The organism is Thermosipho sp. (in: thermotogales) (genome assembly GCF_020054775.1).
Lineage (GTDB): Bacteria > Thermotogota > Thermotogae > Thermotogales > Fervidobacteriaceae > Thermosipho > Thermosipho africanus.
In genome coordinates this window covers 1-24396 of the sequence record NZ_JAIHAP010000026.1, presented here as the reverse complement: position 1 = coordinate 24396, position 24396 = coordinate 1, and the positions used below count along the sequence as shown (strand labels likewise).

Here is a 24396-nt window from a genome sequence, read left to right as displayed (position 1 = left end):
GGTTAAAAAACATGGCTCCGGTGGAATACCGAAACCATGTTGTTTGAAAAGTGTATAGTTATTTTTTTATCCGTTTCACTTTCGGGGGTAAGTCCACCAGGGGCAGAGATTTCATTTTAATATTTCAAAAATTAAAAAGACTATAAAAACGATTATAATTGAGTATTCAAAAATATTATCTTTTAAAAATCTCTTAGCTTTAAAAAAATCATCATTCATTTTTTCCAATTTTAAATTTAGCTGTTTTATTTGAGCTTCTAAATCGTTGTTTATTTTAATGTATTCATCTAATTTGGAAAGCGTTCTTTTGTAACTATTTAGTATTTCACTGAGACTTTTTTCAATTACTTCAATTGAATCATTGTATGTTTTTAATTTTTTTACTTCAGAGTTGATCTTTTTAAGAGTTTCTTCAACTTCAAACATTTCTTCCAAAATTATCCCTCCAATTCTAAAGTTAATTTTTTTAGCTCTTTGTACAAAGAATTTAAAATAATTTTAGCTGATAATGATTTGTCTATATAATAATATTTTTTGACTATACTCTTGTCATAATTATACTTTAGAAAAACTCTATAAAATTCCTCAAAATGATCAAATTTTTCTAGAAATATAAAGATTTTTTCAATGAAATTACTAGAAAAGTAATTAGAATTTTTGCAAAAAAATTCCCATTCTGGAATAATTTTTTTGATATTATGATTTAAAATTAATTTTAAAAAAACACTAATAAGGTTCATAGAAATATTTTTATTGTATTTACTAAGACTTTTATATATAATTTTGATCTCGTAATCTTCAAGCTGATTTAATATATCTAAAAACTTTAAAATTTTTTCTTCCTTAATTTCTTTGTTTAATTCATCTAACATATCACTATATGAATGTTTTGAAAAGTAGTTATTTATAAAATTCTTTATGTCATTATTGCTAGAATAACTTCTCGACAATTCAACCAAATAATGTATAGATCTTCTTTTTCTTTTTTCGATCTCTTCATATATAAAATTAATTAGAAACACTATATAATCTTCAATATCTTTATCTTTTAATAATTTGTAAGTTTCTTCTAAATAATTTTTAAATTTATACCGAGAAACAAATTTTAATAAGTTCAACAACACTATCTCTTTGGTAAATTTCTTTAATACTATCTCGTAGATTATATTTTTATTATCATACCGAATTGTATAGTCATCTATAATTCCTAAAATTGATAACCTATAGAGAATCTTTTCAACATACTTATCCTTTGTTTGAAGCTTTACAATATTTTTTTTGAAATTATTTGAATTTTCCCTTAACTTATTAAAAAAACGAATAATTTCAATTATTTCATATTTTTTACCTGGAAATGATCTCAAATGAAAATACAACTGAATTGATACATCGTCTTTTATTTGAGAAGTTTTAAAAATTTCTTTAATAACCGAAACATCATTATCTGTATTTAAGAGATAATCAGTTAATGTGCGAGAATGTTCCGTAAATATTAAATAACATATAGCTTTATTTTTGTCTCTTCCAGCCCTTCCTGCCTCTTGGTAAAATGATTCTATCGATGAAGGTAAATTATAATGTATTGTATATCTTATATTATCTTTATCAATTCCCATTCCAAAGGCTTTGGTTGCAACTAGAACTGGAAATTTGTTCTTTTTAAATTGTGTTTGTATAATTTTCTTTTGTATTTCATAATTTGAAATTTTTATTTTTTTAGGAACTTTTCCAGAATAAAATTTTGAATTTATTCCAAATTCATTCAAATATTTATGTATGTATATAATACCATCTTTTCCATTTATTTTACTTGAAAATATTATTCCTGAAAGTTTTTCTAGGCTAACTTTAAATCTGCTTGGTAAATCATATTCTAATATCCACTTTAAAATTTTTCTTTTATCTTTTCCTCTAAAAATATTAAACTCAAGTTCATTTCTTTCATAAGATTTAGGAAAAATTACAGATTCAAATGAAAGAATATTAAGCTCTTTTTGTATATCTATTAAAACAACATTTGAAGCAGTCCCTGTTAAAGCTAGAATTATAGGTTCACATTCTATTGTTTTTATTATATTATCATAAAGTTTTAGATAAGAAGTTCTAAAATCATGCCCCCATTCAGAAATACAATGGGCTTCGTCTATTACAAAAAAAGGAATTGAGTAATTCTCTAAAAACTGTATTAAAATTTTTCTAAAACTTTTCATCTGTAATCTCTCTGGAGAAATAAATAAGTATTTTATTTCACAATCTAATATCTTTTGATACAATTCGGTTTTTTCAATACTACCTATGTTACTGTTTATATACGCATTAGATTTAATTCCTAAATTGCTAAGATTATTGCATTGGTCGATCATAAGAGAATTTAATGGGTCAACAATAACAATCATTCCTGGTTGAAATAAAGCACTAAACTGATAACATAGAGATTTACCAGAACCTGTCGGAAGAAGTCCTATAGTTGATTTTAGCGAAAGAATATTTTTTATTATTTCAATTTGGCCTTCTCTAAATTCTTCTTTTCTAAAAATATTTTTCAAAAAATATTTTAAAACTTCTTCTTTACCTTCTAAGTTGTATTTGATAGGTAGAAATTTATAAAAATCATATCTAACTTTTGATTCTAGAGTGTTTGGGAATACATACATGTAATTATTAGAATTAATTTTTGTTTTTTCAGTATTTGTATAACCTATGTTAATCACTAAGTCATACGAATTATACTCAACTTTGCAATTTAACATATTTTGATTTTTTACATCAAATGTAATATCCGGGAAATTTAAGTCATTTAGCTGGGCTATTTTTCGAATATTGTTTATAAAATCAATCATTGCAATTTTCGCAAATTCAAAATCTCGTTCAATAATTAAAATTTTCCATTTTTCTTTGTTAAAAAACAGTCCATCAATAATGGCTTCAATCAATGCTTTATGAAGCCATGCAGATAATATTCCTATTTCCTTTCTCCCCAAAGAAAGAATTTCTCTTTCTAAAAAAATGGAAGGCAATGTAGGAATTCCTCTAAGTATAATATTGTTATATATCTTTGCAATAATCGAGATCTTTGAATCATCTTTATGTTTTTTTTCATAATGTTTTTCAATGTTAAATGCTAGTTCATTATTTTTTATATTATTTAGTAACTTTTTTGGAATGAAACCTGCAAAAAATAAATTATTTTCATTACTTTTATTTGAAACAGTTTTTGCTAAAAAAATTCCTATTATTTTTTTAGCTTTTAATTGTTTTAGTCGATTCGCAATTTCTAAGAATGTTTTTCCAGAAGATATAATATCATCAAAGAGAATAACATTTTTGTTCTTTATTCTTTCCTCATCAATCTCAATGTAATCTAAAAAATTTACTTTTCTTCCTGAAAGATGTTTTTCTTCTTTTTCAATTTTGTTTGATATTATACCATATCCATCTTCTATGTTCAGTAATTTAGAAAATTTCTTAGAAAAATATTTATATCTTTTTTCTGTTTCAGCTTTCTTAGATGCTGGTATTGTTAAAAATATAAAATCTTCACTTATAATATTCAATTTTTTAATAGAGGGTACCAATTTTTTTATAATCTTTTTTTGTGCTTGTTTGTTTCCATTTTTAAATTTAAAAACTAAATTTCTAAAATCTAATTCGCTCTCATCCAAAACAAAATCAGAAAAAGAATTTTTTGGATAATAATGCTCCAAACAATAAATTTGATAATTTTCTATTTGTTCAATTATTTTAAATTTTTCCTTTTGATTATCAAATTTTTCTAATTCATTTATAAATTCATACATCTTAATCTTCAACTAATGTAATTTTTAAAATTACTGGGTTATGATCTGTAAATTCAAAATTCAAGTCAATATTTTTCACATAGTCTATTTCAATATTTGGCGAAACATAAAAACCATCAATAACAGTAACAAAACTTTGCCCAGGAATATATTTTGTTTTAAGAGATCTATTTGTTGGAACAGTATTATCAATAGCCCATTTCCATCCCTCAAGTTTGAAAAAATCCGGAAGTTTAATATAAGATTCAGGTTTTTCTTCTGTATATTTAAAGTCTAAATTATCAAAAAATTCACTATTCCAATCTCCACCTATAATTACATAATTCCCAAGTTCGTATTCTTTTTTAGCTGTTTCCATTATAAATTTTAATTGTTGTTCTCTAAGCTTTCCACCTGGATCATAGGCACTCGGATGAATATTCAAAATAATTAAATCTTTTCCATTTTTTACTCTCATTCTTGTTAATATTAGACATCTATCAAGCTGAAAAAGCCTAGTAGGCCACTCATATTCACCTGGTAGGGCCATTCTCAATGCTTCATCAATTTTATACTTCGAAAATGTTGCAAGTCCTGCTTCGATTTTTCCTGTGGGATTTAGGTAAGGAACCGGAACAAACACTACTTTGTAATTGTAAGCAAATGCAGCATTATAATTTTTAAAAACTTTTTCTTTTAAATATTCTAGTTCATCAATATACCCTGATCTTCTACTTTTTCTGTCAATTTCTTGTATAAGATAAATATCGGCTTTATTTTTTATAAGTATTTCTTTTATTCCTTCAAGATTTTTTATAACATCATTTTTTTCAGTTATAGCCTTTTTTCCTCCATCCATGAAAAAGTCCATATCTTTTCCTAGACCACCGTAACCTATATTCCAATCAAATATAGTCAACTTACTACTATCAATTGTTAATGTTGAAACATTTTCTACTTCTATTTTCTCCACTTCTTCAGGTTTATAATCAGTAAGAGTACCAATTAATATTAATATTCCAAAATATCCTGCAATAACTAATGCAATAGATATCAACAATATAAGAGTTAATTTTATATATTTCATACCCCTACCCCTTTCTTTTAAACTATATATTTATTTTCCATTAAATTATAATTTTCAAAATAATACCTATCTTTTCCATCTTTTTTAGCTTTATAAAGAAGTTTATCAGCAGAGTCAATAAAATCAGTAATAGTTTGATTCATTTTATAAGATGAAACTCCACAACTTATTGTAATTTTTCTTTTATCATTTAAAATATCCCCCCAATCCGTTTTATGAATTGTATCAAATATTTTTTCAATAGTAGTAAATGCAACATCAGGAGAATTGAATAAAATTATAAACTCTTCGCCACCATACCTTCCAGCAATGGCATTTTTATCAATACTATTTTTAATAATCTCCGCAAGTTTTTTTAAAACCTTATCTCCAACAACATGCCCATATTTGTCATTCACACTTTTAAAGTTGTCAATATCAATAATTGCAATAGTTGAATCTGTAGAATATTTTTTAACAAATTCTTCAATTTTTATAATCAAGTTCTTTTTGTTGTACAACTCTGTAAGCCCATCAAAAATTGAGGCATTTATATATTCTTTAAAATTGTTTAAAGTGTTAAAAACGACTCCCAAACTAGTGGATATCAAGTCGGTCATACTTTTGAAATTGCTTAACCTAGGTTCCACAAGGATTATCCCTTCTTCTTTGTTTTCAAATTTTATAAGAAATTTTTCGTGTTCTTTTATTTTCTTACTCGAATTATCATTAAAATCGCCAATGAAAGTCCAGGTTGTAGGAATAGTAGGTTTTTCAAAATAAGATAATAAAAGTGCTTTTGCATGATTCTTACTCACATTTCCATTGAATGAATAAATTCTACCTTCTGATTCAGAAAGTAATAAAGCAAAGAATGAATCAACATCAAATAAATCTTTAAAGAAGCTATATAACCTAAAAACTAGATGCTTTTCGTCTCTGACATATTTTAATAAATTTAGAATTTCTTTTTGGAAAATCTCACTTTTTAATTTTTGCTCTATAATTTCATATATTTTCTCTCTAGAAATTTTATGATTATTTGTCTTAATTGAATAAAAATCCTTCATTTTCAAGGTTATAAGAAAATCATCTAACTTGTCTTTTTCTTTAAAAATTGATTTTGAAAAGAATTTATTTGCACCGCTCTTTTTTACCCAAAAATCGTTTAATTTATCGTCAGAACTTGTAAGTATAAATATTCCAGAATTTTTGAACTCATCATAATTTCTTAGCACAATGGATAAAAATATACCCGATATATCGGGCATATTGTAGTCAGTTAAGATGATATCAGGATAATATTCAAAAGCTTTTTTAATACCATCAAATCCAGAATCAGCAATATAAACTTCATAATTACTTTTTAATAAATCATACAATAGCAATCTCCAGAACTTGCTATCATCAACTAATAATATTTTTTTCATATTATTCCCTAACCCCCACTTATTTTTTTATCATTATTAAATTATAACAAAAACATCTTATTTTACAAAATGTTTAAATAAAAATCCCGGGATATTTAAATCCCGGGATTCATTAATATTTGAATCTCATACGTCAAAATAATTTTCAAATTCTTTTGGATGAGGAATTGACATTATTTCTCTCGACTCACTCAATTTGATTCTTATCCAGTGATTAATTAATTCTTTTGGAAATACTGTCAAATATTCATTATCTTTTCTTAACTCATTACAAGCGGCATCAAGCGACGTTGGAAGTGGTTTAATGTTTTCGTTATACGCATCACCTTCAAACGGTCCAAATCCCTCTTGAGTTGGGTCTAAGGATTTTCTAATGCCATCAATACCCGCAAGAATCATTGCAGCAAAAGCAAGATATGGATTACACGAAGCATCTATTGTTCTAAACTCAATTCTTCTTTTCTTATCATCTTTCACATATGCCGGTATTCTTATTGCTGCTGTTCTGTTTGCCAAAGCAAAAACTGCGTTTGTTGGTGCTTCAAAACCTGGAACTAACCTTCTATATGAGTTAGTTGAAGGATTTGAAAACGCCATTACGGAGCCAGCATGTTTTAAAAGACCTGCAATATATGATAATGCAATTTCTGAAAGGCCATATAACTTATTACCAGCAAATATGTTCTTTTCATTCTTTACCATGAATTGATGTACATGCATTCCATTTCCTGCCTCATTGTACAGTGGTTTTGGCATAAAAGTCACTATCAAACCATATTCTTTCGCAACTTTTCTAGCAATATATTTTACTAAAAGCGTATAATCAGCTGCTTTTAAAGCATCTACAAAACTAAGCTCAATTTCTACTTGGCATGTTCCAACTTCATGGTGATGATATTTCACTGGAACACCGTATTTTAATAATTCATTTACTATTTTATTTCTTACTTCCATCAAAGTGTCAAAAGGCGGAATTCTATGATATCCTTTCTTCCTCCCAATAAAATATTCACCTTTATCGAACGAATTCCAAAAACCTTCATCACTATCAATGTAAACACTAATATCATTACTCTCAACTGTATATCTAACATCTTTAAAAATGTGAAATTCATATTCTGGCCCAAAATATACTTTATCAGCAATATCACTAATTGATTCAAGAGTCTTTTTTAATAAGCTTCTTGGGTCATGAAGTGAAGGCTCTCCTGTTTCTACATCATAAACATCACAGATCATTGAAAGAACCTTGTCATCACCTATATACTCAATCATTGCAGTGGATGGATCTGGGATCATAATCATATCACTATTAGTAACCTTTGCATATCCCAAATTTGATGCATCAAAACCTACACCATCATAAAAAGTTTTTTCAGAAAAGTTTGTCCTTGCAAGTGTTACATGTCTCCACTTTCCTAAAATATCAACAACCTTTAAGTCTATCAAGTTTATTTTTTCACGTTCAACTAATTCTAAAATTTCTTTTATTTCCATCTTATACCTCCATTCATATTTGTTTTTATTGCATGTATAGTTTAACATCTTACAAAATTTTCAACAATGATAGCTATTAATGTTTAGTCATTAATAAGAATAATTCTGTTTAATTTTTTTACTGTTTCTTATTTTAACTCTTTTATGCTATTATATTTGATATGAAAAGATATGTAATTTTTTTGGTTATTATAATCTTTTTGAAAATTTTTGGATTTAATTTTAATCTTTTTGGTCACCAAGGAGCAATATGGCAGGTAAAAGTTTTTGATAATCTATTATATACATCAGCTTCTGATGGAAAAGTTATTATATGGGATTATAAAAAACTTACTATTATAAAAACAATTTATTCACACAATTCTTGGGCAAGAGCTTTACATATAGACGATAGTAATATATACGTAGGAGGTTATAAGCCAGACAATAAACTAAAAATATATGATAGACGTAATGGAACATTGATAAAAGAAATAGAGTATGAAAATGGTTCAATATTTACTGTAACCTCCAATGAAAATTTTATTGCATTCTCAGGTTCAGCTAATAGGGTATATTTAGTTGACAAAGAAAAATTTAATATAGTTTTTAATTATAAACATGACGCATGGGTTAGAGACATATTTTTTGATGGAAATCTAGTTTATAGTTGTGATGAAAAAGGTGTAGTAATTGTTTATGATACTTCTTCCTTTAGGCTAGTTAAAACTTTAAATTTTGAATATAAATTAATAAAGGTTGTAAAATTTAAAAACAAAATATACTTTGTATCATCAAATGGTTATTTATTAAATGAGAACTCCATTATTAAATTAACCAATTCTTTTACAGCTGCATACTCAGATAGTAATAAATTGATTTTTGGAGATAAGGATGGATATATATATTTTTTTGATGGTAAATTAAAAAACAAGCTTCGAGTGGTTAACGACGGAATTTTGAGCATAAGTAAATGCCAAAATTCTATATTTATTAGTACCAGTTCTGGTAAGTTATTAAAATTAGATAACAACGGAACTTATAGAGTAACATATTTTCCAAATAATTTTTCAATAATAAAGAAAACTAAAATTGTTGAAAATAATCTTTATGTATTAAAGTTTGATGGGACATTATTAAAATATGATCTTGTAACTGGTAAAATTATACAAAAGTATTATAAAATTTCAAATTTTGAAATTTCTGGCTCAAAGTTTTATATAGTTAATTTAAAAAACCAATTATTACTAGATTCAAATGTTTTGTTCGAATCTCTGAATGAAATAACACTAATTTTAGAGTTCAAAGATCTTTTATTTATTGGTACATATGAAGAGCTTTTTATTTTTAAAGATTTTCAACTTTTTAATTATATTTCCATACCAAATCATTGGTTCATATCTTACGAAACTAATAATAACAAGGTACTGTTTGGAACAAGTAAAGGCAAAGTAATTACTTACAATATAATTGATAATAATTTTAACATAGAAGACTTTTCAGATTCTCCAATTGTTAAAATTTTGAATGGTATACCAATAACATTTGATGGAGAAATAGGTAAAAAATATAAGTTAGATACAAATATTTACGATGCTGTAGTTTTTAATTCAAGAATATATTTATCTACTTCAAAAGGAGTATTCTCATTTTCAGGCAATTCAATCAATAATGTTTTAGAGAAAAAAGGACTTGTTTTTCTTGAATCGTATAACAAAAAATTTTATGCAATAGATTATAATGGTTCTATTATTATTTTTGATGAAAATTTTAACGAGTATGGGACTTTATCTGAAAAACATTTTATTATATCAAAAATTGATTCATATAGCGACATCCTTGTGACTACAGGAGGTAGTAAAATAAATATATGGAAAATTAATGGTGAGAAATTAGTTCTTTTAAAAACATTTGAAGGACATTTTGATGTTATAAGAGATATAAAAATTATTGACAAAAATAGATTTGTAACAGCATCAAGTGATAGAACTATAAAAATATGGGATTTTTCTGGAAGACTCATTAAAACACTTTCTTTACACAGCGGTTATGTTTGGACTCTTGATTTTCAAAATGGATTACTTTTTTCTGGTGGTTGGGATGGATTTATATACGGATATGATTTAAATAGTGGAAATGTTATCTTTGAAAAACGATTTTCTTCAAAAATTACTAAGATAAGAGTAGAAAATAATTATTTGTTTTTATCGTTTATTAATGGAAAAATAATAAGGTATGATTTTTTGAAAGACAAACAAATCACGTTAATTAATACTGAAAGTACTATATGGGACTTTGATATCTATAAAAATTATCTTGTTTTTGGTGATGAAAATGGAATTTGTTATATTTATAATCTAAAAAATGAGGAAATTAAAAAGATACATGTTCATAACTCAACAATATTTAGTATAAAAGTTCTTAATGATAAAATAATAACTGGTGCAAACGATAATTCTATAAAAATAATTGATTTTTCTGGAAATGTACTGTATTCATATAGTAATTTTAAAATTTCTGTCTTGTCTATAGCAATAGATGAAAAGAAAAATCAGATTTTCTTATCCGAAGGTGAAAAACCTATAGTTTTGCAAATTCCTTAAATTCTTCAATATCCTCTTTTCTACCCAAAATCATTAATGAATCATCTTCTAAGATTTCAAAATCGCCATCAGGTCCAAATATATTTTCTCCTTTTCTTAAAGCTGCTACTACCATTATTCTAAACTTTTTAGATAGTTGTAATTCTGAAAGTTTTTTATTAATTATAGAGCTCTTTGGAGGTATTTTAACTTCTTCTATTCTGTAAGACTCATTTCCAAATGCAAAAAGATCTAAAAAGTTAACACTGTCTGGGCGAGTTGTAAGACGTGCCATTCTAGTGCCCGCAATCTCAGCAGCAGCAACAACAGTCGTAGCTCCAGCATAAATAAGTTTTCTAATTGATGCTACATCACTAACTTTTGAAATTATAGTCATTGTTGGATTTAAAGTTCTTGCACTTAAGACAACAAAAACATTAACATGATCTTCAGGAAGTGTAGTTATTAATGCTTTTGCTTTTGTTACACCTGCCTCAAGTAATATATCTTCTTCTGCAGCATCGCCAACTATATATGGAATTGATATGTTATAACCTTCAACCACTTTATTTATGTTTTCTTCATTCAAATCGATTATAACAAAATTTTCTTTTTCTCGAATTAATTCCCCAATTACATATTGGCCAGTTTTACCCGCCCCAACCACTATAATGTGGTCCTTTAGTTTACTAATCATTTTTCTGTTTCTCCTTTCTTTCATATAATTACTTAACTTTCCTTCAACAATTATTGCAGTAACAGTTGAAACACCATATAATACAACACTTATACCTAAAAAAATTAAAAACGATGTAAATAGTCTACCAGCTTCGGATAAATTTTCTGGCATAGTATAACCAACTGTAGAAATTGTTATTGCGGTAAAGAAAAATGCATCAACAAAAGGGAGTCCTTCAACAAAATGATAATAAAGGACTCCTAAAAGTAAAACTATTACTATTAATATTGAAAAAAAAGCAATTTGTTTTAAAAGCGTCTTTTCAATATTTTCCCTATTCATTTCCCTCAATGTAAGGTATTACACAAATAAATTCAGCATCTTCATTCCCTACATTGACAAATTGATGTTCTTCATTTGGTTTGACAAAAATAAATGTTCCTGCAGTAACATCAGTTTTGTTATCTTTAGAAACAACTTGTATTTTCCCTTTTAAAACAAATATCTCATGTTCCCAATCATGAGTATGATAAGGTGTATTAGCTCCGGGTTTTAATTTAAACAGCCTCATTACAAAGTTTTTTGCTCCATCCTTTGAACCTATCAATATCCTTTTCTCGATTTTTCCATCATCTATTATTATAGGTTCTACTTTTTCTGGTTTGGATATTATCATGATTTCTCCTCCTTTCTATGACTACATAACGATAAGGTTCAACTCCCTCAGAATAAGAATGAACATGTGGAAATTTCTTTAAAAATTCGTGAACTAGCCTTCTCTCAAAAGAGAACATTGGATCAAGCTCAACTCTTTCTACTCCAGAGGTTATTTTTTCTACTGCGTTTTCTACAATTTTTTTAATTAATTCTTTTCTTTTTTCTCTGTAGTCCCCTGCATCAATTATAACAGTAATTTTTATATCTGAAAGTCTGTTTAAAAATATTGTTGCAATATGCTGAAGCGCACCTAAACCTTTACCATGTTTTCCAATAATTTTTCCTATTCCTTCACCGTCAATTCTAGCTATAAAAAGCCTAGGGTTTTTAGAAAAAACACTTACTTTAATATCTGAGTCAAAATAGGAAACAATGTTTTTTAAAAATTCTTCAAGCTTTCTTTCATAAAATTCCTTTTTTATTGTTATTTCCACTACAGCATCTCTTGCAAGAAAACCAAAAAAACCACTTGAACCTTTATCTATTACTAAATATTCATATTCATTTTTGTTAATTTTCATTTCTTCTTCAAATATTGCAAGGACTTCTTCTACACTTTTACCAGTAATTGTCAATTTTTTCAAGTCTTTCACCCCTTATTAGGTAATCCCCAAAGTTCTCTTTGTGTAATTCCCTTGATTTTATATCTTTTATAGATATAATAGGTTATACCTAATTGTATCAAAGTATTTGCCGTATAATAGAGGAATACTCCGCTCGGCAAACCAATGAATAAAAATGGGAAAATAAAACTCATTATTATGCTTTGCCATGCTGTCCTTGAATCTTGACTAGTAATAAGTGCTAGATAATACCCTGCTACTATCTGAATTACCAAAAAAATCCAATTTGCACTAAATCCACCTGCTGTTAAGTCATTCCAGAAAAGAAATCTTCCACTAAAAGCAAATTCTTCTTGATAGTATCTAATAACTTGATAAAGAATTATGAATATAGGAAGCTGCACAAAAGCCATTAAACATCCACTTGCAGGATTGATTTTATTTTCTCTATATGCCTTAAGTAATTCTTGTTGTTGTTTTTGTGGATCTTTATATTTTTTCTTAATCTGTTCCACTATAGGCTGTAACTTTCTCATTTTAATCATTGACTTTGTTTGTGAGTGATAAAGAGGATATAAGACAAACCTTACAATAATTGTAAACACTATAATTGTAAGACCAAAATTTCTGGTAAAATCATTAATCCAACCAAAGAAATAAACTAAAGGATAAAGTATAAAGTCAAACCAGCCACCTACACCTGATACTGTTTTAAGCATTTCAGAAATCAAATCATAGTCATCTGAAAATGCACTTTTAATAAGAGTTTTTTTATAAGGGCCAATATACACCAAGAATCTTAAATTTGATCCTTTAACACTATTCCCACCTAGAGTATTACCATTAAATTTTATAATTGAAATTATGTCACCCTTACTATAAAATGATAAAAAGATGTTATTCCTAAACCTATCATCATTTTCGAAACCTACTCTTGGCACATGGACAACAACTTCTTTCGAAGATAAAACTGATACATCAAATGTATAATTTGGACCCTCTTTGAAATTATATATTTTTTCAATTTCATCAGAATAGTTAAATTTCAATGTAACTTCAGTATATTTATCTCCATCCTTTAATCCTTGCCAACTAAAAGTTGGTGTTGAACTAATACCTTCAATATCAAAACCATCGTTTGAATATAAAAACATTCTTGTTCTTCTCTCAATAGTTCTATATACTTCACTTAAATTTCCATTATAGTCAAATTTATATTCCATAAATTTTGTAAAAACATATATTCCATCAGTTCTTTCTTCCACAGAAATTGTACCAGCAATCATTATAAGTGTAGCAAACAAAAAAATGACGGCAATTATTCTTTTCAACCAGACCGCCTCCCCTTAAAAATATAAAACTTTTCTGGAACTGGATCATATCCGCCTTCATGCAATGGATTACATCTTAAAATACGCTTGAAGCCCAGGAAAAGCCCTTTAAAAATTCCAAACTTCTGGACCGCTTGATAAGTATATTCAGAACATGTAGGTGTATAAATACATGTTGGTGGTTTTAAAGGAGATATAAATTTCTGATAAAATCTAATCAGCTTTAATATTATTTTCCTCATTGCCTATCCTTTCGAATAACTCTAAAAATGCTTCTTTAAATTGACTAAATTGAATATATTCAAAATCCTTTGATAACAATTTTCTAACAATAATTAAATAATCGTATCCTTTTGGAATTTTCATTTTATTTGTTCTTACAATTTCACGCATCCATCTTTTTACTTTATTCCTTTTTACTGCTTTACCAAACTTCTTTTTTACCGAAAAGGCGAACTTGCTGTAATCTAGTCCATTTTTACAATACAAAATTACAAAATAACTACTTTGAATACTTTTTCCATTCTTGTATACTTTTAAAATGTCTTTCCTGAGCTTCAAGCGTTCTTCTTTTTTAAAACCAAACCTTTTTATACTGCTAGTCTCCATCTTCCTTTTCTTCTTCTGTTCTTTAATACTTTTCTACCACCTGCTGTCTTCTTTCTTGCAAGAAAGCCATGCGTTCTTTTTCTTTTGATTCTTGAAGGTTGGTACGTTCTTTTCATATCCTTTCCTCCTTTTCCAAAATTTAGTCTGCTATTATGTTATCATAAATTTTTATTTAAATCAACTAATTTATTAAGCCGCGTTTTTTTAGAACCATAATGAATTTTTCAAAAAGTTCAGGTGAAAATTTGCTTCCAACCATTTCTTTCATAATTTCAATAGCTTTTTCCACGGATAACCCATTTCTATATGGTCTATCCTCAGTTAATGCTACAAAAACATCTACTATTGCAACTATTTGTGCTCTTAAGCTTATTTCTCCATCTTTCAAACCATCTGGATATCCACTACCATCCCAATTTTCGTGGTGATGCCTTATTACATCTGCCACTAAATCCCAACCAGGTATAGTTTTTATTATTTTTTCACCAAATATAGTATGTTTTTTCATAATTTCAAATTCTTTATCATCCAATTTTCCAGGTTTATTTAAAATATGTTCTGGAATTCCTATTTTCCCAATATCGTGCAAAATTGCACCGTATTTTATTGCTTCAAGTTCTGCTGGATCGCTTACATCAAGCTCTTTAGCAAGCTCTATAGATAAATTCATAACATTTTTTGAATGATTTCCTGTTACTGAATCTTTAATTTCAACAGCTTCAGCAAGAACTGAGATAATTTGTAAATTTTTTTCCACCAATTCTGCGTTAGTCTCCTCGAGTTCTGCCATTGTTTCTTCAAGTATTTCATTAGTTTTTTCATGTTCATTCAATATTTTTTTAAATTCATCAAACATACTAATAAATATTTCCTGAAGAGTATTTATTCTTTCGTTATTTGTTATCTGCTTATTAAAACTTAAAACTCTTTTAGTCTTAAATTCTTCAAAAGTTTTTTTCAATTCTATGGTTAGATTTTTTAAAGTTATATCCAAACCTACAGCATCTCTTCTTAAATTATAAAGAACATAATAGAATATCAACAACAAAACCAAAATTGGTAGAACAATTAACAAATATGATCCAATAAAAAATGAGGTTTTATAACCTACCACTATTTCAAACCCATATTTTGATAAATACTTTGAATCAAGTATATTGCTATGGTATTCACTACCAATTTTTGATATCTCATTTGAGTACACAACTTTATTATTTACCAATATCTCATAATGTTTAAGTGAAGACTGGTTAAAATTAAACAACGTTAATGGAATTTCATACAAAAGATAGTTATCTCTAGATTTTTCAACGTATTTTATAGAATTTGATGAATAGTAAATTCCCTTAATATAATCATTAGGACCTTCAACCAAAATTTTTGAAAGATCAATTTTCATTTGAGGATCAAAAAAATTTCTGTCAAGTTTTGATTTCAAAAATATACGGCTTGAGATCAAATTATCAAAATAGTTAGCTAAAAATCTACTAGAATCTCTAATATTTAACTTTAGTAGAAAACCGTGAATTAATATTGTTATTATAATAATTAGAGTTGTAAAAAATGCTAAGTTAAATCTAATAACATTATTTTTTCTCAATTGAAAACCCCCTTTCTTAATACATCAAATTTTTCTATGTGTATATCCCTTATTAAATATCCTTCCGGTGTAAAAGCTTGATTATTTACAACAGTATGACTTGTAAAATAACTTACAAATTGCTCGGAAGAGATAAACTTATGTTTTGACAAAAGATTAATTATCTCATTAATTGTTATTAAAGACCAATCAATCTGTTTAAACCCAAAATCCACAAGATATAGATTATTGTAAGAGGGTAATATTCTCAAAGAACTGTCAATTGCTGAGTCGGATAGTAAAACTATTCCTCTAAAATCACTTAGTATGTTAAAAAAATCTAGCGCTAAGTTAGGAGATAGTGTTATTACAATTGCATCAAAATCATCTAAAACAATATTTGAAAGCCTTGCGGAATAGAAATACATGGCTTTTCCATTGAAAGTTTTAAGAATATCTAAAAAATCTTTAGAATAAATCTTATTAAAAGGATCAAGCACTAAAAGAACATTTTTAATATTTTTTTCTTTCAAAAAAGTGACAATTACATCAACTTGTACCTTATTTATTGGAACAAAAGAAAAAATATTTTTATTATTCAATAAATCATTTGAAGTAATACTCGGAGATAATGCTATCAAATCGTATTTTTCTAATTCTTTTTCTATAATGGCAATACTACTACTAAAGTTTGGTCCAATTATAATATTTACACCTTTAGACTTTAAAAATCTTAAATCACTTTTTTTAAAACCATCTTCGTTGAATGAAATAAATTTTAATTTCCCATCATAACTTGAAACAACATTATGTGATGAATTTTTTAACGAATATAAAAATCCATAAGTGTTACTTTGAACAAAATACCAATATATAATTTGCAAAAAAATAATTGCAATGATAATTAAGATATAAAGGTTATAATTCAATTTTTTCATTTTACCGCTTCCTTTTTTGATAAATATCTTTAAAACTGAATTTTAACTCTTAGGGCATTTAATTCATCCTCAGTCTCTGGAATTTTAAATTCTCCACGTTTTACAAGACTGATCAAATATTCAAGCTCGTAAATTAAATCATTAGGTACCAATCCTTTTGTAAATGGCATTCTGCTTATTCCTTCTCCGTCTTCTTTTAACCCCAATTCTATGTTTCCAGGATGCCAATCACCTGTAAATGCCTTAACAACACCCATGTAACTTGCATTGTCAACTCTTTTAATAGCACTTGCAAGAATGTGTCCAGGAGCTTGCCATTCTTGCTCTACATCTCCACCAAGCATATAATATCCGCCATTTAAATACATGTAATCGATAAGTTCTTTAAGTTCTTTACTAGTAACATTTTTTAAATTTTCCTCTTTTATAGCTTCTATTATTCCAAGAGCCGTACCACCACAAGCTTGTTGTATAATATCAACACCTTCGCTAATCAGTGCTTGAGTTAATTCTTTTCCTTTTTTTGGATCCGTAAAGCTATTTGCATATACAACTTTTACTTCAACATTAGTGTTATGAATACTATTATAGACCTTAACTCCTGTTCTAAAACCTATTTCATATCTTTTAACAGGTGGAATTGGAATACCTCCGATAATAGCAACCTTTCCAGTTTTAGTCATTCCAGCAGCCAAATACCCCGTTAAAAAACTACCTTCCTGTTCTTTAAATGTAAATGTCATTACATTTGGCAAATCTTTTTCTTGGTGAAAATCTATTCCAACAAAATAGGTTTCAGGGTATTGTTCCGCAACTTTATAGAATGCATCAGACATCAAAAAACCAACTGCAAAGACTACATCAGCTGATTCAGCTGCTTTGCTCAAATTGCTAATGTAATCACTTTGTTCTTTTGATTGAATCACTTCATATTCAATACCATATTCTTGACAAGCCCTAACTATTCCAGACCATGTCCCATCCATGAATGATCCGTCTCCTAACCCCCCAACATCTGTAACCATAATAACTTTAAAAGCAAAAAGACTTGAAAAAATTAAAATAAAAACTAAAAAGAGTAATTTTTTCATGTAATCCCCCTCCTCCCAAAATTTTTAATGCCTCGATTTAAATTTTAAGAATATTGGAGCCCCAACAAATGGATAAATATTTTCTCTAATAGTTTTTCTTATATGGTTTTGATAAAATTCCGGCACTTTTTTACCATTAGTGAAAAACAAAAAGGTTGGTGGACGTATATCAACTTGGGTTCCATACAAAATCTTAAGACCTTTTGGCGGTGGTGTAAACGCCATCATTCTTTGTATTGCTGAATTAACTGCACTTGTTTGAACCCTGTAATGAAGAGACTTATATGCTTCATCAATTGCATTTATAAGATTATCAATTCCTTTCTTATTAATTGCACTTAAAAAAATTAATGGGCTATAATTAATAAAATATAGTTTTTCATTAAATTGATCTATAAATTCTTCTTTCTTATATTTGAAGTTTTTTATCAAGTCAATCTTATTAAAGGCAACTATAGTTGCCTTCCCTCTATTTTCTGCAATTCCAGCAATTCTTTGGTCCTGATGTGTAATACCTTCTGTAGCATCAATTAAAATTACTACAACATCAGAATTTTCTATACTTTTTATTGAACGCACATTACTATACATGTCTAAGCTCTTATAATCAACTTTACTTTTTCTTCTTAAACCTGCAGTATCAACAAATAAGTATTTTCTTCCATTAATGGTTACTAGTTCATCAACAGAATCTCTTGTGGTTCCAGGTATAGGTGTTACCAAAACTCTTTCTTTATTCAATATGGAATTAAATAGTGTTGATTTCCCAGCATTTGGTCTACCAATAAATGAAACCCGGATAATGGATTGACTTTCTTCTTTAAGATTTTCTTCTAGTGATAGTCCTTTGCTTTCAAGTACATTTACTATTCTTTCAATTAACGTGTCAATGTTCTTTCCCTGCTCTGCTGAAACAAAAATTGGATCACCAAATCCTAACTTATAAATATCAGGTAAATTATTTTGAACACGTCTTTCACTTTCAGATTTATTAGATACTAAAATTACATCATTATTAGACTTTCTTATTATATCAGCAAGATAATAATCTTCAGATGTTATTCCATTCTTTGCATCAATAACAAAAAGAATTAAATCTGCTTCATTTAACATTTTCAGTGTTAAATCTTTTGATTTGTTTATTATATCATCTTCAGGGTTTTCAAATATTCCACCAGTATCCACTATATTAAATGTTTTGCTATAATACGAGACGCGGCCACTTACCGCATCTCGTGTGACACCTTCTTTATCATCTACTATTGACTTTTTATAACCTATGAGTTTATTAAAAAGAGTGGACTTTCCAACATTACTCTTGCCCACTATCAATACTGTTGGCATTGTCTACCTTCCTTTCAATTGTTGTGTATCTTTCATTCTCAAATTCTTCTTTTAGACTATCAATAACTTTCTCATTTTCAAGTTCTTTTTCACTTGCAGTAATTCTCAATATTTCACCGTCTTCTTTAATTTGTATAATCTTTACCTTTAATTCATCACCTAAAGTTATTTCTTTCAAAACATGAGATTTTGGTAAATAAATTTCAACATTTTCACACGCGCCAACATAACCTGATTTTAATTCCTTTATAACTTTTACTGCAACTATATCACCAATTTTATGATTGACTTTAAATTTTTTCCAAGGATTTTCTTGTACTCTTTTGATGCTCAACCTCATTTTTCTGTTTTCTTTATCAAGTTCTGTAATAACAGCCTTGACTTTTTGGCCTTCATTTAAAACATCCTTTACAGAAGAGATATAATTCCATGAAATTTCTGAGATTGGGCAAAAACCACTAATTCCTCTTTCAATTTCAACGATCACTCCTTTATCAAGTATGAAACTTACAGTTCCTGTTATAGTATTTCCTACTGGATACTTTTCTTCAATATTTTCCCATGGATCTCCTTCAACTTCCTTGTAACTTAATCTCATCTTTTTATTGTTTGGATCTATTTCTTTAATCATTACCTTAACTATATCTCCAACTGAGACTATATCACTAATTTTTCCCCTTCTGCCCCAAAAAATATCATCAATATGTACAAGTCCATCAACTCCTGGCTCTAAATTGACATAAAAACCATACGAAAGTATATTTTTTACTTTCCCACTTACAATATCTCCAACTTTGTATTTTTTCGTTACATTTTGCCATGGATCAGGCATTAATTCTTTTAAGCTCAATAGAATTTTTCTATTTTCTTTATCTATTTTTTTAATATATAATTTTACTGATTGTCCTTCGCTTAGCACGTCTTCTACTTTCAAAGATGTATCATATGAAACCTCAGAATTTGGAAGCAATCCATCTATCCCTTCAAAAATTCTAACAAAAGCCCCAAACTTTTCAATTTTTTTGACAATTCCTTCTATTATGTCTCCTTCTTTTCTTTCATTAAAGAATTTTTCTTTTTGCTCGTTTATAAATGCCTTTCTAGAAAGAATAATATTTAATCTTTTGCCTCTTTCTTCAAATTTTATAATTTTAAATTCCAAAGGACTTTTTGGAATGTTTCCATCAAATATCATTGATTCACTTTTTGGAAGAAAAGCTTGAATTGTATTTTCTATTAGTACTTTATATCCACCTTTTATTTCAGAATTAACTTTACCAATTATTTTTTCTCCTTTTTCAAATTTTTCTTTTAATATTTCTTTCAATTTTTTCGAATATACAATTTTTTCTGATAAATATGCAATACCTTCATCATCGTTTTTTCTTAAAAGTATTAGAGAAAGTTTTTCACCAATCTTATAATCTTTTACATCTTTAACTAATTCGTCCGAAGTTACTACTCCTTCACTTTTCCATCCAAAATCTACAAATATTTCTGATTCTCCTTTTCTTAAAACTACTGCTTCAACTATCTCTCCTTTTCTTACATTATCAAATAAATAAGAATCTAATAATTTTTCAAAATTGTTTTCCATTTGCAGCATCCCTCCTAGCTTTTTTAATCCAGCAGCAATTTCTTCAACTATTTCTTTTGGTGTAGAAGTTCCACTTATAATACCAACACTATCGACCCCCTTGGGTATTTCCTTTATTTCATCAATAGTTTCAATATGTATAGCTTTTGTATGTTGTGATGCAATATTGAATAATTTTCTAGTATTTGAACTATGTTTTCCACCAACTACTATCATCAGGTCTACTTCTTTTGAAAGTTTCTCCACTTCTATCTCTCTGTTGTGAGTGATATTACAAATGCTATTAAACACTTTAAATTCATTATAAATCGAGATATCTTTTAATTTATTATAAAAATTTTCAAAATCCTTGTATGACATTGTGGTTTGGCTAGCTACAAAAATCTTATCACTTTTTACAACAAGAGGTTCCATAGTAATAATTGCATTTTTCGAATAGCTTTTTAGGGCAATCATCTCTGGATGAGTAATTTTTCCATACACAACAACTTGATATCCTTTATTTTCATATACTTCAACAGTTTTAAATAAGTTATAAACTATATTACAAGTTAAATCTACCACTCTATGATCTTTTTTTATTTTTTCAATTTTCTCTTTTGGAAGGCCGTGTGCTCTAATAAGATATATATCGCCATTATCATATGATAAGCCTAATCTTTCAAGTTCTTCCATTACTTGTTTGTTATGAACTATATCGTCATCTGTAAAAACTTTTTTACCGGATTTCAACAATTCTTTTGTAACATTTACAGCTTTTTCTACTCCAAAACAAAAACCTATTCCTTTTGCAATTTTAATTTGCATTTTTCTAGTACCACCTCTAAAATTTTATTAATAACTTCCTCTATTGTATATTTAGTTGAATCTATTAAAATAGCATCATCTGGCTGTCTTAAAGGGGCAATTTCTCTCTCAGTGTCCTGTTTATCTCTTAAAATGATCTCATTCAAAACTTCTTCATATGAAACTTTAACACCTTTATCTAATAGTTCTTTATATCTTCTTTTTGCACGCTCCTCTGCAGAAGCTACTAGAAAAATCTTAACTTCAGCATCAGGAATTACTACCGTTCCAATATCACGGCCTTCTACTACAATATTTTCATTTTTAGATATTTTTTGTTGTATTCTAGTTAGAAACTCACGAACAATAGCCTTTTTTGCATATTTTGAAGCACAAATTCCCGCGTAAGGGGTTCTTATTTCATCTCCAACTCTTTTACCATTAATATAAAAATCTCCATTTATAAATTCTAATTTTATTGTCGATAGTTCTCTTTCAATATCTGAGTCATTTTCAACTCCTTTTTTATCAAGATAAAGCCCAATTATTCTATACATCGCACCTGTATCAAGATAATAAATGCCTAACCTATTGGCAAGAATTTTTGCAACAGTAGTTTTACCAGAACCCGCAGGTCCGTCTATTGCTATTCTACAAGGCATAATTTATCACCTATAACTCTTCTATTGATGAAATAATATGAAATACTTTATCTAACCTAGTCATTTCAAATACTCTCATAACTGATTGTTTTGGAGACAATAATGCTAATTCTTTATTGTTTAATCTAGCATCTTTTAATATTGCAACTAAACTTCCAAGACCTGCACTGTCTATATAATTTACTTCTGAAAGATCAATTACAAATTTACCTTTTTCAGTTGCTAACATTTTTTCCCTAATATCTTTTTTTACATCTGCTGAATGATATGCATCAATATCACCTGTAACCTTTGCAATTGTATATTGGTCTTTTTCAATGAATTCTACTTTAGTGTTATTCATTTTCATCCCCTCCTTCTTTAATATCAAACAATTTTATTGATAACTCTTCTAGTTGACTTTTATCTACACTTGATGGTGCACCTGTTAGCTGACAAGTTCCACTCCTAGTTTTTGGAAAAGCTATTACATCTCTTATAGAAGAGGTTCTTAAAGCAATTGAAACCATTCTATCAAAACCAAATGCTATTCCTCCATGAGGAGGCGCACCATACTTTAGAGCTTCTAATAGGAAACCAAATTTTTCTTCTGCTTCTTTATTAGTTAGCCCAATTATTTCAAAAACTTTTCTTTGAATTTCAGAGTTGTGTATTCTTATACTACCTCCACCAATTTCATTTCCATTTAATATCATATCATATGCATATGCCTTTATGTCTTCAGGTTTTGAATCAATGTTTTTAGGCATTGTAAATGGATGATGGCGAGCTACATATCTTTTTTCTTCTTCATTCCATTCAAGAAATGGAAAATCAACTACCCATAATGCATCAAAACCTTCTTCCAAATTCTTAAAATGTTCTTTTGCAATTCTTAATCTCAACGCTCCAAGTGCGGTATTTAACTGCTCTCTATTTGTATGAGCTGCTAAAAGAACAACATCTCCATCTTTGAGATTATAATCCTTTGAAATATTCTCATATGATCCGCCAAGGAATTTATTAGTTGGCGAAGAAATTTCTCCATTTTCAAGCTTGAACCATAGCAAACCACCAAGTCCGAATTCTTTAACATAGCTTTCTAATTCAGAAGCTATCTTTCTACTAATAGGAATTTGGGTAATAAAACCTTTTATTGAACCACCATTGTTTATAACATTTTTAATAATCTTAAAATCAGTGTCTTTAAAGTAATTTGTTAAATCTTTCAATTCCATACCAAACCTTCTATCTGGCTTGTCACTACCATATATTTCCATTGCTTCATCATAGGTAATTCTATCAAATTTTTCAGGAAGTTTAATTCCAACAGAGCTGTAAACATACCTAACAAAGTTTTCCATTAAATTTATAACATCATCCATTTCTACAAAAGACATTTCAATATCTATTTGAGTAAATTCAGGTTGCCTATCGGCACGCAAATCCTCATCTCTAAAACACCTTGCAAATTGGTAATACTTGTCAAATCCAGAAACCATTAAAAGCTGTTTAAATAGTTGAGGTGATTGTGGAAGAGCATAAAATTTTCCTTTTTGTAATCTTGAAGGAACAAGAAAATCTCTCGCACCTTCAGGAGTGCTTTTTGTTAGATAAGGCGTTTCTATTTCCAAAAATCCATGTTTATTCAAAAATTCTCTAGCAGCTTGTGCCATTTTATGCCTAAAAATAAGATTTTTATTCATGTTTTTATCTCTTAAATCTAGATATCTATACTTCAACCTTAAATCTTCAGACACCTTATCTCCAGGATAAAATGGTGGCAATTCTGCTTTTGATAAAACAGTTATTTTCTCTACAATTACTTCAATCTCACCAGTTTGAGTTTCTGTTTTTGTACTTTCAGGCCTTTCAGAAACTGTTCCTTCAATTTGTATTACCCATTCTCTTCCTATTTTCTGTGAAATTTCATAAGCTGGCGATTCTGGATTTACAACTACCTGAGTTACTCCATATCTATCTCTCAAAATAATAAATTTTATTCCTCCTAAATCTCGTATTCTATCAACCCAGCCGGATAAAACAACTTTTTTTCCAACATCTTTAATGTCTAATTCCCCACAAGTATGAGTTCTGTACAAAATCCTCACCTTCCCGTTTTATATTTTTCCCAATCTTTTAAAAATCTTTCTATACCAATATCAGTCATTGGATGTTTAAACATTTTTTC

At 28.0% G+C, this 24396-nt stretch carries 21 protein-coding genes; 1 reads left to right on the top strand and 20 read right to left on the bottom strand.

What is annotated here, in order from left to right:
- Window positions 1–111: 111 nt before the first annotated feature.
- The 5 genes from JG780_RS06015 to glnA form a co-directional block, all read right to left on the bottom strand.
- Entirely contained in the window at window positions 112–435 is a 324-nt protein-coding gene (locus JG780_RS06015; RefSeq protein ID WP_114702434.1) for a hypothetical protein, read from the bottom strand.
- Between the two features lie 2 nt (window positions 436–437).
- Complete coding sequence (locus JG780_RS06010; RefSeq protein ID WP_287569541.1) at window positions 438–3797, bottom strand: RecQ family ATP-dependent DNA helicase; 3360 nt, start codon at window positions 3795–3797, stop codon at window positions 438–440.
- A 1-nt stretch (window position 3798) separates the two neighbouring features.
- Window positions 3799–4863, bottom strand: a complete 1065-nt coding sequence (locus JG780_RS06005) for an endonuclease/exonuclease/phosphatase family protein (RefSeq protein WP_287569539.1) — start codon at window positions 4861–4863, stop codon at window positions 3799–3801.
- Between the two features lie 17 nt (window positions 4864–4880).
- Window positions 4881–6272, bottom strand: coding sequence for a GGDEF domain-containing response regulator (locus JG780_RS06000; protein ID WP_287569537.1), 1392 nt, complete (start codon window positions 6270–6272; stop codon window positions 4881–4883).
- Window positions 6273–6398: 126 nt separating this feature from the next.
- The gene (glnA, locus tag JG780_RS05995; protein WP_287569536.1) at window positions 6399–7769 is read right to left on the bottom strand and encodes a type I glutamate--ammonia ligase; all 1371 of its coding nucleotides are present in this window, start codon (window positions 7767–7769) and stop codon (window positions 6399–6401) included.
- 200 nt (window positions 7770–7969) lie between these two features.
- Between glnA and JG780_RS05990 the strand changes: the two genes are divergently transcribed.
- Window positions 7970–10351: a WD40 repeat domain-containing protein gene (locus JG780_RS05990; RefSeq protein WP_287569534.1), complete on the top strand. Its 2382-nt coding sequence runs from the start codon at window positions 7970–7972 to the stop codon at window positions 10349–10351.
- Here JG780_RS05990 and JG780_RS05985 read toward each other — a convergent pair.
- The 15 genes from JG780_RS05985 to aspS form a co-directional block, all read right to left on the bottom strand.
- Window positions 10329–11351 (bottom strand): potassium channel family protein, encoded by a 1023-nt coding sequence (locus tag JG780_RS05985; RefSeq protein WP_287569532.1) that lies wholly within the window; start codon window positions 11349–11351, stop codon window positions 10329–10331. The two genes, JG780_RS05990 and JG780_RS05985, sit on opposite strands and share 23 nt — an antisense overlap.
- Window positions 11344–11685 (bottom strand): cupin domain-containing protein, encoded by a 342-nt coding sequence (locus tag JG780_RS05980; RefSeq protein WP_004102801.1) that lies wholly within the window; start codon window positions 11683–11685, stop codon window positions 11344–11346. The genes JG780_RS05985 and JG780_RS05980 overlap by 8 nt, the downstream gene beginning before the upstream one ends.
- On the bottom strand, window positions 11639–12310 hold the full coding sequence (gene jag, locus JG780_RS05975) for an RNA-binding cell elongation regulator Jag/EloR (protein ID WP_004102799.1): 672 nt from the start codon (window positions 12308–12310) through the stop codon (window positions 11639–11641). The genes JG780_RS05980 and jag overlap by 47 nt, the downstream gene beginning before the upstream one ends.
- A 5-nt stretch (window positions 12311–12315) precedes the next feature.
- Window positions 12316–13620 carry a membrane protein insertase YidC gene (gene yidC / locus JG780_RS05970; RefSeq protein WP_287569529.1) on the bottom strand — a complete coding sequence of 435 codons (1305 nt, stop codon included), beginning with the start codon at window positions 13618–13620 and terminating at the stop codon, window positions 12316–12318.
- Window positions 13617–13862: a membrane protein insertion efficiency factor YidD gene (gene yidD / locus JG780_RS05965; protein ID WP_114702442.1), complete on the bottom strand. Its 246-nt coding sequence runs from the start codon at window positions 13860–13862 to the stop codon at window positions 13617–13619. The genes yidC and yidD overlap by 4 nt, the downstream gene beginning before the upstream one ends.
- Window positions 13834–14229, bottom strand: coding sequence for a ribonuclease P protein component (gene rnpA / locus JG780_RS05960; RefSeq protein WP_114702443.1), 396 nt, complete (start codon window positions 14227–14229; stop codon window positions 13834–13836). The genes yidD and rnpA overlap by 29 nt, the downstream gene beginning before the upstream one ends.
- On the bottom strand, window positions 14211–14345 hold the full coding sequence (rpmH, locus tag JG780_RS05955) for a 50S ribosomal protein L34 (protein WP_004102791.1): 135 nt from the start codon (window positions 14343–14345) through the stop codon (window positions 14211–14213). Before rpmH ends, rnpA begins: the two co-directional genes overlap by 19 nt.
- Window positions 14346–14410: 65 nt before the next feature.
- On the bottom strand, window positions 14411–15829 hold the full coding sequence (locus tag JG780_RS05950; RefSeq protein ID WP_287569524.1) for an HD-GYP domain-containing protein: 1419 nt from the start codon (window positions 15827–15829) through the stop codon (window positions 14411–14413).
- Window positions 15826–16746, bottom strand: coding sequence for an ABC transporter substrate-binding protein (locus JG780_RS05945; RefSeq protein ID WP_287569522.1), 921 nt, complete (start codon window positions 16744–16746; stop codon window positions 15826–15828). The genes JG780_RS05950 and JG780_RS05945 overlap by 4 nt, the downstream gene beginning before the upstream one ends.
- A 29-nt stretch (window positions 16747–16775) precedes the next feature.
- Complete coding sequence (locus JG780_RS05940; RefSeq protein ID WP_004102779.1) at window positions 16776–17837, bottom strand: BMP family lipoprotein; 1062 nt, start codon at window positions 17835–17837, stop codon at window positions 16776–16778.
- A gap of 24 nt (window positions 17838–17861) precedes the next feature.
- On the bottom strand, window positions 17862–19181 hold the full coding sequence (gene der, locus JG780_RS05935; RefSeq protein ID WP_287569519.1) for a ribosome biogenesis GTPase Der: 1320 nt from the start codon (window positions 19179–19181) through the stop codon (window positions 17862–17864).
- Window positions 19150–21585, bottom strand: coding sequence for a bifunctional 4-hydroxy-3-methylbut-2-enyl diphosphate reductase/30S ribosomal protein S1 (locus JG780_RS05930; protein ID WP_287569517.1), 2436 nt, complete (start codon window positions 21583–21585; stop codon window positions 19150–19152). Before JG780_RS05930 ends, der begins: the two co-directional genes overlap by 32 nt.
- Entirely contained in the window at window positions 21558–22226 is a 669-nt protein-coding gene (gene cmk, locus JG780_RS05925) for a (d)CMP kinase (RefSeq protein ID WP_287569515.1), read from the bottom strand. The genes JG780_RS05930 and cmk overlap by 28 nt, the downstream gene beginning before the upstream one ends.
- 10 nt (window positions 22227–22236) lie before the next feature.
- Window positions 22237–22569, bottom strand: a complete 333-nt coding sequence (locus JG780_RS05920) for an STAS domain-containing protein (RefSeq protein ID WP_004102775.1) — start codon at window positions 22567–22569, stop codon at window positions 22237–22239.
- Window positions 22562–24307, bottom strand: a complete 1746-nt coding sequence (gene aspS, locus JG780_RS05915) for an aspartate--tRNA ligase (protein ID WP_287569513.1) — start codon at window positions 24305–24307, stop codon at window positions 22562–22564. Before aspS ends, JG780_RS05920 begins: the two co-directional genes overlap by 8 nt.
- Window positions 24308–24396: the final 89 nt, after the last annotated feature.

What these genes read in the sequence shown, in the direction of transcription:
- JG780_RS06010 (WP_287569541.1), bottom strand. Translation starts at nt 3,797, where the DNA reads ATGTATGAATTTATAAATGAATTAGAAAAATTTGATAATCAAAAGGAA.
- JG780_RS06005 (WP_287569539.1), bottom strand. Translation starts at nt 4,863, where the DNA reads ATGAAATATATAAAATTAACTCTTATATTGTTGATATCTATTGCATTA.
- JG780_RS06000 (WP_287569537.1), bottom strand. Translation starts at nt 6,272, where the DNA reads ATGAAAAAAATATTATTAGTTGATGATAGCAAGTTCTGGAGATTGCTA.
- glnA (WP_287569536.1), bottom strand. Translation starts at nt 7,769, where the DNA reads ATGGAAATAAAAGAAATTTTAGAATTAGTTGAACGTGAAAAAATAAAC.
- JG780_RS05985 (WP_287569532.1), bottom strand. Translation starts at nt 11,351, where the DNA reads ATGAATAGGGAAAATATTGAAAAGACGCTTTTAAAACAAATTGCTTTT.
- JG780_RS05980 (WP_004102801.1), bottom strand. Translation starts at nt 11,685, where the DNA reads ATGATAATATCCAAACCAGAAAAAGTAGAACCTATAATAATAGATGAT.
- yidD (WP_114702442.1), bottom strand. Translation starts at nt 13,862, where the DNA reads ATGAGGAAAATAATATTAAAGCTGATTAGATTTTATCAGAAATTTATA.
- rnpA (WP_114702443.1), bottom strand. Translation starts at nt 14,229, where the DNA reads ATGGAGACTAGCAGTATAAAAAGGTTTGGTTTTAAAAAAGAAGAACGC.
- rpmH (WP_004102791.1), bottom strand. Translation starts at nt 14,345, where the DNA reads ATGAAAAGAACGTACCAACCTTCAAGAATCAAAAGAAAAAGAACGCAT.
- JG780_RS05945 (WP_287569522.1), bottom strand. Translation starts at nt 16,746, where the DNA reads ATGAAAAAATTGAATTATAACCTTTATATCTTAATTATCATTGCAATT.
- JG780_RS05940 (WP_004102779.1), bottom strand. Translation starts at nt 17,837, where the DNA reads ATGAAAAAATTACTCTTTTTAGTTTTTATTTTAATTTTTTCAAGTCTT.
- der (WP_287569519.1), bottom strand. Translation starts at nt 19,181, where the DNA reads ATGCCAACAGTATTGATAGTGGGCAAGAGTAATGTTGGAAAGTCCACT.
- JG780_RS05930 (WP_287569517.1), bottom strand. Translation starts at nt 21,585, where the DNA reads ATGCAAATTAAAATTGCAAAAGGAATAGGTTTTTGTTTTGGAGTAGAA.
- cmk (WP_287569515.1), bottom strand. Translation starts at nt 22,226, where the DNA reads ATGCCTTGTAGAATAGCAATAGACGGACCTGCGGGTTCTGGTAAAACT.
- JG780_RS05920 (WP_004102775.1), bottom strand. Translation starts at nt 22,569, where the DNA reads ATGAATAACACTAAAGTAGAATTCATTGAAAAAGACCAATATACAATT.